The sequence below is a fragment of the Deltaproteobacteria bacterium genome, from assembly GCA_040223695.1.
Lineage (GTDB): Bacteria > Desulfobacterota_D > UBA1144 > Nemesobacterales > UBA2774 > JAVKFU01.
This window is the reverse complement of record JAVKFU010000018.1, coordinates 308517-324406: the sequence shown is the minus strand read 5'-3', so window position 1 is coordinate 324406 and position 15890 is coordinate 308517. Positions and strand designations below refer to the sequence as shown.

At 49.3% G+C, this 15890-nt stretch carries 9 protein-coding genes; 4 read left to right on the top strand and 5 right to left on the bottom strand.

Going from position 1 to position 15890, the window contains the following annotated elements:
• Positions 1-269: 269 nt before the first annotated feature.
• Positions 270-4520: an isocitrate lyase/phosphoenolpyruvate mutase family protein gene (locus RIG61_10560; protein MEQ9619602.1), complete on the bottom strand. Its 4251-nt coding sequence runs from the start codon at positions 4518-4520 to the stop codon at positions 270-272.
• A 411-nt stretch (positions 4521-4931) separates the two neighbouring features.
• Here RIG61_10560 and RIG61_10555 point away from each other — a divergent pair, with 411 nt between their 5' ends.
• The 4 genes from RIG61_10555 (at position 4932) to RIG61_10540 (ending at position 11762) form a co-directional block, all read left to right on the top strand.
• Complete coding sequence (locus RIG61_10555; protein ID MEQ9619601.1) at positions 4932-6422, top strand: TolC family protein; 1491 nt, start codon at positions 4932-4934, stop codon at positions 6420-6422.
• Positions 6423-7547 (top strand): efflux RND transporter periplasmic adaptor subunit, encoded by a 1125-nt coding sequence (locus RIG61_10550; protein ID MEQ9619600.1) that lies wholly within the window; start codon positions 6423-6425, stop codon positions 7545-7547.
• A gap of 89 nt (positions 7548-7636) precedes the next feature.
• Positions 7637-8083, top strand: a complete 447-nt coding sequence (locus RIG61_10545) for a YtoQ family protein (GenBank protein MEQ9619599.1) — start codon at positions 7637-7639, stop codon at positions 8081-8083.
• 49 nt (positions 8084-8132) lie between these two features.
• The gene (locus RIG61_10540; protein MEQ9619598.1) at positions 8133-11762 is read left to right on the top strand and encodes an efflux RND transporter permease subunit; all 3630 of its coding nucleotides are present in this window, start codon (positions 8133-8135) and stop codon (positions 11760-11762) included.
• A 492-nt stretch (positions 11763-12254) separates the two neighbouring features.
• Here the strand turns inward: RIG61_10540 and RIG61_10535 are convergent, their stop codons facing one another.
• The 4 genes from RIG61_10535 to RIG61_10520 all read right to left on the bottom strand — a co-directional run bounded on the left by RIG61_10535 (position 12255) and on the right by RIG61_10520 (position 15767).
• Positions 12255-13664 (bottom strand): NAD(P)(+) transhydrogenase (Re/Si-specific) subunit beta, encoded by a 1410-nt coding sequence (locus RIG61_10535; protein ID MEQ9619597.1) that lies wholly within the window; start codon positions 13662-13664, stop codon positions 12255-12257.
• 3 nt (positions 13665-13667) lie between these two features.
• A complete protein-coding gene (locus RIG61_10530; protein ID MEQ9619596.1) occupies positions 13668-13949 on the bottom strand; it encodes an NAD(P) transhydrogenase subunit alpha in 282 nt (93 codons plus the stop codon).
• Positions 13950-13977: 28 nt separating this feature from the next.
• Positions 13978-15126 carry a Re/Si-specific NAD(P)(+) transhydrogenase subunit alpha gene (locus RIG61_10525; GenBank protein MEQ9619595.1) on the bottom strand — a complete coding sequence of 383 codons (1149 nt, stop codon included), beginning with the start codon at positions 15124-15126 and terminating at the stop codon, positions 13978-13980.
• Between the two features lie 263 nt (positions 15127-15389).
• Entirely contained in the window at positions 15390-15767 is a 378-nt protein-coding gene (locus RIG61_10520) for a DUF2007 domain-containing protein (GenBank protein MEQ9619594.1), read from the bottom strand.
• Positions 15768-15890: the final 123 nt, after the last annotated feature.

Genomic DNA, 15890 nt, shown 5'->3' with positions numbered 1-15890 from the left:
TAACGGGGGAGGCTATCGTATTAATCGTAAAAAGGGGGGATTTAACTATACGGGTTTCTGAAGCTTTCTAATCCTGCTCCTTCCTGGCACGGAATATAATGAGCAGAACAAAAACCAAAAGACCCAGAGCGTAGATCATAGGGGCGAGTATTTCCATACCTGATTATTATAACCCCCTATATCATTCTTACAAAGATATAAATCACAGAAAGCCCTCCGGAGACCCCGGCATATGCCGAAGAAGTCTCCGGGCAAGCGGTATTTTCTAATTATTTGGTTTTCTTTCTGGACGCCTTCCCTTTGGACTTCTTGGCGATAAATTTCTTGAGTTCCACAAGGTCTGAGCTGAGCAGCTCCTTAACACGTTCCATATTAATACGAGCTACAATTATATGCCCTATTTCCGTGTTGACCTCGTCATAAATTCCAAGCGATTTCATCCCTTCCGCCTGCTTCTGGTTGTCCTCGGTAGGACTCACATAATGCACCGAGACAGCCTTGTACCTATGGATAAGGAAGAGATGAATCAAGGCCATCAAGCGTTTCTGACGTAACTTTAGATCGTACGTATTCTGATCCCTGACGGATATGAAGTTACTACCCCATCTGTCGTGTATGGTGGAAAATATCACGTCCGCCACTTTATTATCGAGATCGTCTATAACCATAAGCTCAAGCAGCTCCGAGCCCGATGTGTGCGGCTTTAATTTCACGCTGAAATGTCCGGGAATTCCGTAATGTTCGGACCATAATTCGAGCCAATTCTCAAGAAGCCTCGGCGGAACCTCGGTTTCAACAAGATGCTGCACCTGCGTAGAGCCTTTACCCATTGCCTTTGTAGTTGCCGTACGTCCGGAGGAAGCGGATAAAGCGCCGTCCAGTCTGGGGCCGCCGACCAGTGACTGCGGAGTTCTGTAGGGTGAGTCGAGGAGCCTGAATTTCCTCTGAAGCCTTGCGAGCGCGAGCATCCCGTCCTGCCTGAGCGCCGTTGCGAATTCCTCAGCCGCGAGACCGTCTATCTGATGTCCGCCGTAAGTGATGAAGTTGAATACGAAACCGAGCTTTCCTATTTCCTTCGGGAACTCCCTCATCTCCTCCTCGCTCATGCCCGTCGTATCCCAGTTAAATGAAGGCGAAAGGTTGTATGCCAGCATCTTGTCCGGGTAAACGGCGTGTATGGCTTCGGCAAATTCCTTGGCCTCTTCGTAATCGGCCGTTTTAGTTTCCATCCAAATAAGGTCCGCATAGGGGGCCACCGCGAGGGATTTCGCAATCGCGTACTCTATACCGCCCTTTACCTGGTAATAACCCTCGGGTGTCCTTGATAATTCACAGTCCCATTCAGCTTCTATACCCATTGATCTCGCCTTCTCCCGGGCATGATGGAAAGAAGACCGTTTTGCAAAATTGAACCATTTCTCGATTGTCATATCAAGGCTTCTGCCCTCTTCTATCTGGAACTCCATCTCGTCCGCCACAGCCTGAGCGTAAGTCATTAGTCCCGACTCTACCTCCCATGTCTCCACAAATTTCGTGGCGGCGTTATCGAGCGGTTTTGTAATACTCCTTTCCTTACCCTCTTTAAGGGCCTGTATGCTCTTGTCTATGATGGACGTTAATCCGACCTTATCGAACCACTCATAGGCCTCCTCGTATTCCTCATTCGATATCTGGTAGAGCATAAAACCGTTTACATCGGTTATTCCCTTGTCGAAGAATCTTTTCAGAATTGCCAGATAGCAGTTTTTGTATCCAGGCACGTCCGTATTCGTGGCTCCGAGAATAAACGGATGATCACGCTCATCCCCTCTTCCGTCAAGGAGTGTCGCAGCTTCTGCATCCGTCCTCGCGACGATTATTCCGGCCACTTTCATTATATCGAGCTGAAACCTCGCTGCGTTTAGTCTCTTCACCTGCTCGTCCACGGGCACGAGAACCTTACCGCCCTGATGACCGCACTTCTTGGTTCCGGGTTTCTGGTCTTCAATGTGGTATCCGGTAACGCCCGCCTCGACGAATCGTCTTATGAGATTTCTTACATGGGCGTCTCCGCCGTGTCCGGTGTCAGCGTCGGCTATTATGAAGGGTCTGTAATCGACTCTGGGGGTAGCCTTTCTTTCCTTGTCGGACATCCTTGATCTGAAGAATTTCTGGTTTTTATCAGCGGTGAGAAGCGCGCGCACAAGAACGGCGGCTTCATCGGGCACCTGACTGAGTGGATAACTGGCAAGGTCCGAGCCCGGGTCTTCGTCGGTCGAGCCCTTGGCGGAAGTCGCCCATCCGCCCAGATAAATACCCTCTATCCCTATACGCTTCATCGCAACTACCTGCCCCGGAGAATAAGGCCCGAAACTCGTAATCTGCTCGCCCCTGGAGTACAGTTCTCTCAGGCGGTTATAAAATTCCTCCGAGTACCTTCTGGCCACCGTATAATCGGTTTCAAGGGTGCCCCGCTGCTGTACAACCTGACGCGCGGAGTAGAGCCTTCTTATCCCCTTGAACCTGGAGGTTGCAAACCAATCCTTTGTTTCCTGAACTTCCCTCTCAAACGATACGAGCTCGTCCTCAAGGAAATTATCAAGACGCGCGTCCGGCAGAAAGTCCAGATTTTCGGTAATCCTGGTCCCGTCCTTCTTGAACGCGTCCATGTACTGCCTGATCCTTATTTTCGCCGTAGATAGGTCATGATTGTTTAAATTAATGTTAAGTAAATCGATGTACCATGGAGTCTTCGCATCGTCCAGCACATAAGTCTCTACTATCTCCCGCGCTATGGGGAGTGTAGTCGGCTTGGAATCGTCATGAACGTCCTTATCTTTCGCCTTGAGGAGTTTGTCGTATTCCTCGGCGAGAAGCTTCTCGAAAAGATCCACCGTAAAGATATCGCCCGCCTTGACTCCAGTTTCTTTATCGTTTTCGTTGAGTATCGCTTCTTTGTGTATCCATTCCCAGAGAATACTGAGCCTTATTTCACCGGTAGCGGCGTCCTCCATCAAATAGAGAATGTCGTCATTCCCGAAGAAATCCGCGGGCTTCAGAGCCGCCGCCTGAAAACCCTGTCCGAACGCGTTTCCGTACTGAAGACCCACGCTCAGGAGATTCCTCGCGCCGCGCACAGTCCTCGGCGCCGGCTCAAGCAGCGTGAGACCGTCCGCGTCCTCGTCCGTGTAGGTAAGGGGCAGGAATTTCCTTCCCATCTGGTTGGCCTCGCCGACCTTTTCCCATACAGGCCTCACGATATGGACCATCTTCCAGTGAGCGACCCACTTTCCGCTTGCTCCCTCTTTCTGCTCCCTTACAGCGCCTGCCACGGCCTTCTTCATCCCCTCCTCAACGCCTTTCTTTGTTCCGACAGGAATATTCGGCTCCATACCGCCCTGCCAGAGCGCGTAATTATTGTTAATCCCCGGCGTATTCACCGCTTTCCTCACACGGTCCTCATAGTTTCTCATGTAACCGTAAGTCATTGTAATAGATTCGATATTAGGATTGATAAATGTCGCGTCCCAGGCCATTGCGTCCGACACGCTGTTGATGTAATCCCATCTTCCGGTATTGAATCCCACGAAATGCCTGCCGAGAGCCGCGCGTATTTCCATAAGCTGAAAAGTAGCTTCGAGCTGTTCTATAAGCACATAGACCTTTATAGAGCCCACAGGTATATCGAGATGATCTTCAAGTGCGGTAAGGAGTTCGTTCCAGAATGCCGCTTCTTCGGCGGTCTGAATCTTGGGGAGATAAAGAACAATGGAAGAACCCGCACTCTGAAGCTCCCTGTAGTTGTTAACTATATAGAGCACAACATCGACAATTGAAGCCGAAAGCGCGATACCGTTCTCATCCCTTATGTGTCTGTCGTCAAGATGCAGTCCGCGGGCGCGGAAAATTTTAGTTGTAAAGTCGAGCTGCTTCCTCCAGTCCGTGATTATATCGCGTCCGAAAAATCCCTGTGCCCACTCGTTCATATCCCTGGAGATCCGCTCCGCCGTATCCATGAATACAGGATCTTTATTAATCGCAAGCTTAAGGTTCCGCTGATTATCGAGAGACATGGTATTGATCTGACCGAGCGCGTCCTCTCCGTCGAACATCCATCCGTCAGCTCCTGATAATAGCGCGTATGCAACGTTGCGTATGCTTTTTTCTATAGAAGTATTCGGCTTTGCCGCGGGCCCTGTGCCCTGAATCCACTGTCTCTCCAGATCATGCGATATGTCGGAACCCACAAACTTCCCGTCCCTTGCGTCCTGTACCTTTATATTTGTGCGGGGTATAAAATCCTCAGGATTGAGAAACCGTATCCTTTCTTTATTGCGAAAGCGCTGCGCTCTTCTGGCATACCTTTTTTCCATAAGCATTTTCTGGTCTTTGTTAAAAACCGATAGCGCCTTTAACGCATCGAGAACCTGGGGAGTGTAAATATCGGAATATTCGCTCTCCAGATCATTTCTAATCTGCAGGCTCCTCGGCGCAGATACGGACTTTAAAGATCCTTTCGGTAAATTATGAACGGTACTCATTGATCTCCTTCTCCTTACTTGGCTTTTTTTGCTTTGCAAAACTTAAAAAAGGAAACATGATTATAATATAAGTACTTGACAAATCAACTAATATGCTGATATCGCGCCGAAATTGTTGAATATTTTAATTTGCGGAGCGAGAATTCTACAATTTAGATAACATCCCGGCTTATTGTGCAACGCACAATAAAATTACACAAGCCTAACATTAAACCCCGACCCCGGGCGGTATGTTCTAGCTTACCAGATTTATATAAGTTATAAACAGGTCATGCAAATTCCCCTCTGTAACCCGAATAGAAGTAATCAGGACTTCATTTCATCGCGTATCTTACTATAATATAAATCAACATAGTCATGTTTGAAAGAATTCTGCGTATTAAGGATAATTCAGCAGGGAGGATTGATGGAATGCTGCTAAATATCGACACCGCCGCGGACCGTATACCGCACACTGTGAGATCAACCTTACCAATGTTGAATGAAAGCGGAGCGGGAGATCTGTTCAGCTTTAAAACAATATCGAATTATCTCATCGCATCTTTTCCCGCTACTATCCTCTTCCTTCTGCTGATACCGATGACAGCTCTGTGCGAGGACGTGAACCCGGACGAACCGGAAATACCGGCAGCGGAGGAAATAGAGATATTAACTCTTGAAGAAGCCCTCGACATAGCGTTCCGCGATAACAAGAATATCGACAACGCGCTTCTCGAGGTAGAGAAAGCCGGTGATGCCATAAAAGCCGCGCGCACTAGACTTTTTCCTGAATTCGACTTCAGCTTGTATGAGCTTTATCACCTGACCGAAGAAGCGTTCACGTTTCAGAAAGGAGTCTTCGGTGATTTCGCCGGAATCGGCCCTATACCCGCCGAGACAGTTAAAATCCGGACGGCACCGGACTTTACCACATTTCTAACGGCCACGGTAGGACAGCCCATTTCCCATCTATATGAAATATCGCTTCTGGTAAGACAGAGGGAAGTGCAAAAAGAGCTTTCGGGCGAGGACCTTAGATTCAGACGTCAGGAAGTTGCTGACAGGGTAAAAAAGGAATACTACAATATTCTAAAATCCCAGAGCTCTCTCGAAGCCGTCCAGGAAAAAATAGTCTTTCTGAAGGAACTCTATATATTAGTCAATCGATACGTTGAGGTAGAAAGGGCACTCGAATCTGAGAGTCTGGAGGTAAAAGCCAGACTTGGCAGGGCGGAATACGATGAGTTTAAACTCAGAAATGAGCTCGCGACCGAGAAGGAGCGATTAAACAATCTTATGGGCCGGGATATAGAAACACCCTTTGCGGTCACTCCCGTACCCAGCGCAGAACCTATTGTCATAGACATCGAAAACGCTGAAGAGCTGGCGCTCTTCCAGCGCCCGGAGGTAAGAGCCGCAAAATTGGGCATTGAATTCGCCGAAAATGAAGTGCGCCTGAAAAAGTCCAAGTATATTCCGGAAATCGGAGTGGAGTTTCAGTATACGGCAAACCCGGATATTGAGCTCTTGCCTGAAAACATCGCTACTATCGGCCTCTTTGCAAAATGGGACGTATTCGACTGGGGACGAAAGCAAAAAGAGATAGCGGAGAAAAAAAGGGGCGTGCTTCAAGCGAGAAATGAGCTCGATGAGGCCGAATCCACTGTGCTTATTGACGTAAACTCAAAGATACGTAAGCTTGAGGAAGCCGCCGTGCTCATAAATGTTACGGAAATGGAGCAGGCGGCCGCAAGGGAGAGGCTCCGTGTGGAGATGAATAAATACAGGGAAGGCTCGGCGCTCCTCCAGGGGGTGCTCGAGGCGGAGTCCTCGCTTGAGGAGAAGAACAGCGCTTATCAAAAGGCAGTGCTCGGATACTGGACGGCGCGAGCGGAGCTCGAAAAAGCGATGGGAGAAGAGTGAATGAGAAATAAATACATCTCTATTGCCGGAGCATTATCAATCGCAGTTACTGCCCTTATCGGATGCGGCGGAGATGACTACGATAAGGCCGTTACACCCGTCCGAGTACAAACTGCAGAACCTCAGAATGTAAAGGGCGCTCTAAGCTATACAGCGACCGTGAATCCCTACACGCAGGTAGAGCTTGATTTCAAGGTCGAGGGCTATGTTCAGGAAATACTTCAGGTAGAGGGAGTGGAAGGGCGTTTGCGGGATGTCCAGGAGGGAGACGAAGTTTTAAAAGGGACGCCGCTTGCCGCGATTGACCAGACCGAATACCTCTCCAAGGTGGTTGAGGCCAGGGCTCAGCTTGCCGAGGCGCAGGCTTCGCTCGAGAAGGGCACGGAAGATTTCAACAGGGCGTCAATCCTGTACTCAACCAAAAGCATCACGGCGCCCGATTACGAACGAGACAGGAAAGAGTACCAGGTAGCGGCGGCCCAGGTAAAAGGGGGCAAGGCGCAGGTAGTGGCAGCAGAGCAGAATCTCGCTTACTGCACGCTCAGGCCACCCATGAACGGAATGGTCCTGAAACGTGATATTGAAGTAGGGAGCTATGTGAGACCGGGAACAAGAGCATTCGTCATAGCGGACTTAAGCTCCGTCAAAGTTCTGTTTTCAGTGCCGGATGTAATTCTGGGCGATATAAAGCTAGGCGAGGAAATGGCTGTTACTACCGAGTCGATAAAAGATACTATTTTCCTCGGCAGGGTGACCGAAATAGCGCCTTCAGCAAACCAGAGAACGAGAGTGTTCAATATAGAGATTACAGTCCCCAACCCTGAAAATCTCCTCAAACCGGGCATGATAGCCTCTCTCGCACTTGACCCTGCGGGCGGGAATGAACCTGCCATACTCCTGCCCCTGAATTCAGTCGTGCGCTCCGAAAATAATAAGGACGGTTACGCGGTTTACGTCACCGAGCGGCGTGACGGAAAAACCATTGCCAGGAAAAAAGACATAGGGCTCGGCAGCGTTTACGGGAACATGATAGCAGTAGCCGAAGGGCTCGAAAGGGGCGAGGAGGTAATAGTAATGGGCGCTCAGATTGTTCATGACGGCCAGGAGGTAAATGTAATACCGTAGGATCTGATTGCAGACGGGCCCCTGTTGTGAATTAGAAGGGTAAATCATTTAACAGATGTCGCTCAGACAGTCCCAAGGAGGATGATAATATGACCGGACACATCTGGAACGTATATCTTTCCGGCGAAATACACTCAGACTGGAGGGAGCGAGTTATTGAGGGCTCTTCGGGACTTCCCCTAAGGTTTCACTCACCGATCACGGATCATGAAGCGAGCGATATGTGCGGGGTTCAGATACTCGGGGACGAGGACTCGAATTTCTGGCGCGACAGAAAGGGGGCCGGAATAAATTCCATAAGGACCAATACCCTGATAATTAATTCTGATATTGTAATTGTCAGATTCGGCCCCAAATATAAGCAGTGGAATGCGGCGTTCGACGCGGGGTACGCAAGCGCTTTGGGAAAACCTGTTATAACTCTCCACGACGAGGAACATGACCATGCGCTCAAGGAAGTGGACGCCGCGGCCCGGGCGACTACGAGGACGCCGGCTCAGGTAGTGGAAATTCTGCGGTATATAATTTTAAAATAATATCTCCGGCGCTGATATCCGGAACAACCGTGCTTCAGAAAAAAAGAAAATGCCCCATCCCAAAGACAAAGACCTAATCGCAAATAAACACAACACTGCACGCTATTTTACCGAGAATCGCTCAATCTCCTGGGTTCTTATGATAGCAGTGCTTGCATGGGGCGCCTACAGCTATATTGTAATGCCCAAGCAAAAGGACCCCGATATACCGGTCCTCGTCGCTGTCGCTATATGCCCGTGGCCGGGCGCTGACGCCGAAAAAGTAGAACAGCTCGTCACTAAACCTATAGAAGAAACAATCGCCCAGAATTCCTCCCTGCACGAGCCCGACCCCGGGGACGAATTCGCGATCAAATCAATTTCACTACCCGGGGTTTCTATTGTACAAGTCCAGCTGTCGGAAGGTCTGAAGGATACGACAAAAGAGTTCAACGACATAAATCTCAGGCTCGACTATTTAAATAATCGCCTGCCCGAAGGCGCAGGCCCAATTCAGTTCAATAGCGGCTTCGGAAATACGGCAGCCATGATGCTTACCGTAGCCAGCCCCAAGGAAAGCGAAATCGAGATCGCTATACGCGCCCGGAATATCGAAAAGTCTATCGAGGCAGTGCGCTCCCGAGCGTCCGAACATGAAACGTCAGAACGCATGACATTTATACTTGCCTTTCCGGGCGCGGTCGATACCGACAGCATCGAGAGCGTATTCGAACTGCTTTCAATATCATTGCTTGAAAAGGGAATTGCCGAGGATCCTCGCATCATAAAAGGTTCCGGATTCATAGGACTCGACGCTTCGGTCTTAACTGACGAGAAAACATTTCTCGCGTTCACCCGAAATTTCTCGAAAGAAAAACTCGGTCTCTCGGGGTTTCATATTGATGCCTGGGAGCCCGTACTCATAGCCAGTCCTGAGGAAACGGAAGAAACTCTGCAATCCGTGGCCGGGGATAAATATACTTACACGGAGCTTGAGGATGTTACCGAACTCATTGCCGAGACGCTTCAGTCGGTTGAGGAGGTCTCGATCATAGAGCGCTCCGGAGTTCTTCCACAGAGAGTCTATCTCGAATACTCCCAGGACGTGCTTGCATCATACGGCATCCTTCCGGCCGATATAAAGAATACCCTGAACGCCCGGAATACCGATCTGCCAGGGGGAGTGCTCGACATAGGCGGCACGGAAGTAATTGTATATCCCTCGGGCGAATTCACCGATGTAAGGGAGATAGGGAATGTAGCAATTACCGAGACAGCGGACGGCGTGCCCGTCTATCTGCGTGATATTTTTGAAATCGTGAGAGGGTATCAAAGCCCGCCCACTTTTTTGAACTACTACATGTGGCGGGACGAATCGGGCAAATGGCAGAGGAGCCGTGCCGTAACCCTTGCGGTGCAGATGCGCTCGGGTGACCAGATAGGCAAATTCGGTCAGGCGCTGGATGAAGCGAAGGCGGAGCTCCAGCATATAATCCCCGATGACCTGATTATAGCCAAGACCTCGGACCAGCCCCTTCAGGTGAGCGAAAACCTTAGCCTCTTCATGGAGGCGCTTATTGAAGCCATAGTCCTGGTGGTTCTGGTCGCCTTGATCGGTTTTCGTGAATGGCGCTCCGCTCTGCTGATGGCCATCTCAATTCCTTTGACCCTTGCCATGACGTTCGGATTTATGAACCTGCTCGGAATTGAGCTTCAGCAGGTCTCGATAGCTACTCTTATAATTGCGCTCGGGCTCCTGGTGGATGATCCGGTGGTCGCAAACGATGCTATAAAAAGTAATCTTGCAATAGGTCATCCACCCGTTGTTGCCTCATGGCTCGGGCCTACGAAGCTCGCCCGTGCGATAATGTTTGCAACCGTCACGAATATCGTGGCATATATCCCGTACCTCCTTCTCACCGGAACGACGGGAGAATTCATATCCAGCCTACCTGTAGTCATGGCAAGCGCCCTCGTCTCATCAAGAATCGTATCGATGTCATTCGTCCCATTCCTCGCCTACTACCTGCTGAGACCGAGAAAAAGCGGAGAGCCTACTATAGAGGAAAAGAGAAAAAAGGGATTTTACGGCTTTTACTACAGAACGGGCAGATACGCTATTAACCACAGGAAGCGTGTTCTGCTGTTTTCCATCGTGGTCTTCGCACTAGGCGGGATAGTAATCATGAATCTAAAGACCTCGTTCTTCCCGGAAGATGTCCAGTATCTATCGTATGTCGACGTGTGGCTTCCGAACGAAACCACTCTTTCCAACACGAACGAGGTAGCCAGTAAAGCCGAGAATGTCATCCGGGAGACCGCCGCTGCCCATGCGGATGGCAAAAAGGAGGAAAATCAGCTCGAATCGGTAACTTCTTTCATTGGCGGAGGGGGTCCCAGATTCTGGTACACAGTCGCGCCCGAGCAGAGACAGAAAAACTATGCCCAGCTCATAATCAAGCTGAAAGATAAAAAAGCCACTCCTGAGCTTGCCCCGATCTTTCAGAAAGCGCTTACCGAAAAGATCCCCGGCGCTTATTTCGAGGTAAGACAGCTTCAGTTAAACGCCATCGACTATCCGATTGAAATGCACCTTTCGGGGCAGGCCAACATATCTTCCGATCCCGAAGCTGAAGCCGCCGACATTGAGACTCTGAGGAGACTATCGGGCGAACTAAAAACGATATTACGGAATACGCCGGGCACAATGGGGGTAAGAGACGACTGGTTTGAAGAGAGCTTTATAGTCAGCTTAAAGGTCGATCCCGACCGCGCCAACTTATCCGGAATAACGAATCAAGACATCGCCGTATCCTCCGCCGCGGGACTGAGCGGCGCTCAGGTCACTTCATTCAGGGAAGGGGACAAACAGATTCCCGTTGTGGCCAGGCTCAGGATCGATGAAAGGGCCGAGCTCTCGGATCTTCAAAGTCTCTATGTTTACGGCGGGGACAACGAGACGAAAATCCCCCTGATGGAAGTTTCATCAATAGACTACGGAATGAATACATCGAGGATTGCGAGACGCGAGCATTTCCGCACGATCTCCGTGATCGCATTCCCCGAACCCGGGGAGCTTCCTTCGACAATCCTGAGCAAAGCCGAAAAGGAGATTGACGAATTTATCGACTCTTTGCCGCCCGGTTATAGATTTGTATGGGCCGGAGAGAAATCTAAACAGGTCAAAGGTTTTAGAAACCTCACAATGGTCCTCGGTATTTCGGTCATAGCCATATTCCTGGCCCTTGTGCTTCAGTTCAATAATGCGCTGAAACCGTTCCTTGTTTTCGCGGCAGTTCCCTACGGTGTAGTCGGGTCGCTTACCGCTCTATTAATTATGCGCGAGCCTTTCGGTTTTATGGCGTTCCTCGGTATTGCGAGCCTCGTAGGCGTAATAGTGAGCCACGTCATAGTCCTCTTTGACTACATCGAGGAAAAGCACAGCGAAGGGGAAGATTTCAAGGACTCGCTTCTGGATGCGGGAATTGAGCGTCTCAGACCGATATTGATAACAGTAGGCGCTACTATACTCGCCCTTTTTCCGCTTGCCATTCACGGAGGGCCTCTATGGCAGCCCCTCTGCTATGCCCAGATAGGAGGCCTTGCCCTTGCCACGGTCATCGAGCTCGTACTCGTCCCGGTTTTCTACTCAATATTCGTTCTCGATTTGAAAATAATTAAATGGGAAAAAAGAACTTAAGCTCTGACTGCCGCATTCTTGAAATCCAACCCGGAAACATTATTCCGGTTTCAGACGTTCAGCCCTGTTTTTATATTTGCGGCAATTAGGGCACAGCGAATCTTTATTCGAGCAGAGACAGCACTTAAATCTTCTGTAGAGCAGCACGCTTAAAACTCGGTTGAACCATCCGAACCTAACGCAAACTGCTCCGCAATCCTCGCAAATAACATATGTATCATTACCATTCCAGGGCATTTTACACCTTATCCACCTGTTTATATTACATATTATAATACAATAACTCTAGAAAGGTATATTAATTTACAATTTAATGTACAAATGATTGCGGAATACGCGCAGGTCAAATGCGTGAGACGGGATTCAAAAACTCGGTTACAAACGCTTGACACATCAGGGATGAAAACAACGGAAAAAGGATACTATTTGGGGAAATTGAATCCCCTCTCGACAAACCGGGCAGAATAAAAAAGGACTCATGAGAAGAAATTCCTAGCCCATATCCTCTTTTACACTCTTCACCATCTCATCGACCATCTTCTTGGCGTCGCCGAAGAGCATGAGGGTATTATCCGCGGCGAATAAAGGGTTGGGAATTCCCGCGAATCCGGGGCTGAGACTCCTCTTGATAACTACAACGGTTTTTGCGTAATCGACATCGAGTATCGGCATACCGGCTATCGGGCTCTTGGGGTCTGTTCTCGCCACGGGGTTAACAACGTCATTGGCGCCGATTACAATGGCAACGTCCACTTGCTTGAAACCCGGATTAATATCGTCCATATCCTTGAGCCTGTCATAAGGTATATCGGCCTCCGCCAGAAGGACGTTCATGTGGCCCGGCATACGTCCCGCGACCGGGTGTATGGCGAACTCCATGGTTATACCGTGTTTCTCGAGAAGATCGAAAAGCTCCCTTACAGCGTGCTGAGCCTGAGCTACAGCCATTCCGTATCCGGGGACCACCACAACCTTGCGCGCTCCTTCGAGCAGCATGGCGACTTCCTCGGCGGATGTCGATTTGACCTTTCCGGCATAAACATCGTCAGAAGACGGACCGTCCGCAGCGGCGCCGAATGTGCCGAAAAGCACATCGGCTATGGAACGGTTCATCGCCTTACACATAATCAATGTCAGGATTATTCCTGAAGCGCCCACCAGCGTACCAGCGACTATGAGTACGGTGTTATATAAAACGAATCCCGTCGCCGCAGCGGCGAGTCCCGACAGGGAGTTCAAAATGGCGATTACCACAGGCATGTCGGCCCCGCCAATGGGTATAACAACCAGAATGCCCAGCAATGACGCCATGATTACCATCAACCAATACGGTGTCGATGATAACGGATAGACAACCATTACATAAGCCAGGATAATCATTAATATTGCCAGCGCGATTTTAACTACCTGATCTCCGGGGTAGCGGACAGAGCCCTCATTAGTCAATCCCTGAAGTTTTCCGAAAGCAACCAGGCTCCCCCAGAATGTAATAGCCCCGATAAACCCGGAAGCAAAAATAGAAAGGGAAAACTGGGTGTCCGCGTTCACCGTTAACGGAGTACCTGCGAGATGCCCCGCTTCGAACAGGGCAGCACCGGCTACGAAGACCGAGGCTATACCGCCGAAACCGTTGTAAAGGGCCACCAGCTGGGGCATCGCGGTCATCTGTATCCTGATCGCCAGCACGGCACCTATGCCGCTGCCGATAATTAATCCCGCGAATATTACACCGAATCCGACAATATTTTTATCGAGCAGAGTAACTACAATCGCAATCAGCATGCCCAGAGCGCCGAGCAAGTTTCCCCTTACCGCGGTCCTGGGATGAGAAAGCCCTTTCAGGCCGATGATAAATAAAGCTGCCGCTATCAGATACGCTATGTTTACCAGTCCGGGAGACATTCCTTAATCCTTCCTTTTGAACATTGCTAACATTCTGTTTGTTACCATGAATCCGCCGACCACGTTGATCACGGCGAAAACAACCGCCAGAAAGCCGAGCACGGTTGTAAGCCAGGTATGCTGGGTGCCCGCGGAAATAATTGCGCCGACTATGGTAATACCGGATATCGCGTTTGAGCCCGACATAAGGGGTGTATGAAGAGTTGGGGGGACTTTGGAAATCACTTCAAAGCCCACAAATGCCGCCAGAACAAATATTGTGAATACAACTGAAAAACTGTCCATACAGACCTCCCTCCTTATCGATGATTAATTACAGTCCCAAACTTTCCTTTACCCGGTCGTTCACCAATTTACCGTCATCCACCACTATAGACTCTTTTATTATTTCGTCTTCCATATTTATTTTCAGCTCCTCTTCTTCAACCATGAGGAGAAGCAGGTTGGAGATATTCTTAGAATACATCTGAGACGCGTGATAAGGCACGCTGGACGGCAGGTTCACCGGGCCAATTATACTTACGTCGTGCTTCACCACGGTTTTACCGGCTTCGGTCAGCTCACAATTCCCTCCTGTCTCTGCCGCGAGGTCCACAATAATTGAGCCGGGCCGCATTCCCGACACCATGTCTTCCGTAACCAGCACTGGAGCTTTTTTACCCGGCACTGCGGCAGTCGTGATCACGGCGTCGTTCTCCGCTACTACCTTCCCCATCAGTTCCCTCTGCTTCCTGTAAAAATCCTCGTCCATCTCTTTCGCGTATCCGCCCTTGTCCTCGGTTTCTTCGGTATCAAGCTCAAGTTCGACGAATTTGGCCCCCAGGCTTTTCACCTGCTCCTTTACGGCAGGGCGTATATCGTAGGCCGACACAATAGCGCCTAGCCTGTTGCAAGTGGCAATCGCCTGTAGCCCCGCAACACCCGCCCCGACCACGAGCACACGCGCCGGTGTGATGGTTCCCGCGGCTGTCATCATCATGGGGAACATCCTGGGAAGCGAATCCGCAGCTATAAGCGCCGCTTTATAGCCGGCTATGTTTGCCTGTGAGGACAAAACATCCATACTCTGCGCCCTGGTGATACGCGGAACAAGCTCAAGCGCGAAAGCCCTCACTTTGCTTTCCCTGAGCGTCTGAACCGCATCCTTGTTCGACAACGCGTCTATGACGCCTATAACTATCTGACCCTGTTTAAGAAGCTTGATATCTTCCGCATCGGACTCCGGGTTGGTGCCTATTGCTCTTATCTGAAGTATGACGTCCGATTTGGAAAGCACCTGGCTTCGGTCGAGTATAATAGCCCCTTCCTCTTCATACATTTTATCTGTAAAGCCCGCTTCGAGTCCCGCCCCCGTTTCCAGATGCACAACGAAGCCCGCCTTCTGCAGCGCCGGCACGTTGCCGGGAACTATGGAAACGCGTCTTTCTCCCGGATATGTCTCTTTAGGAACGCCTGCGATCATGGATTATTCTATATTCCCCTTGGAGTTAATTTATAATCAATAAAAATTTTGAGTGCAAATTTATACCTGCAATTTCGAGATAACTCAATACCCGTTCTGGATCTTTAATTATTTTCTGCTTATCGAACCATGCCGGATAAATCATTCTAGTAATAATTTAATCCGAGTCAAGTCAAAGCATGCTATTTATAATTGAATACCGGAAAAACCGGCGCCAGGATTATATTTAATATTCGCCTAACAGTCAAAGGAGAATTTCATTCTCAGAGGTCATTACTGTCCTTGTCCTTCTCGTTTTTTCCTGAACGCGTGTAGAGCCATTTGAAAGAAAAAAGGTTAACAAGGGCTTTCAGAAAATCCGCCCCTCCATATTCTCCTTTATTATCGTTACGGTTATTATCGTTACGGCGTTCGTCCTCGAAGACCGCGTCCGTTTTCACGCTGAGTATCAATTCCCTTCCGTCCTCGAAGAACTCTTCGGGAACCATTATCGTTTTCGCGTTAAAGTAATTCATATATACCCCCGAATAGAGCGAGCCGAAATTATCGTTCAAAACATAAAACGGCAGCCCTTCAGCCTCGAACAGACTTTTTAAGAATACAAGCTCGGATTCATCAACAGGCGTATATAGTTTTTTCATGTTCCGGATTAATAATAACTAATAATGAAGGTATATCCGAGAGGACAATACCTGCCTCATATTAGCTGCTATATTGATTTCTTATTTTTCTATATTGACTTTCGCCTGTTGTATACATAATAA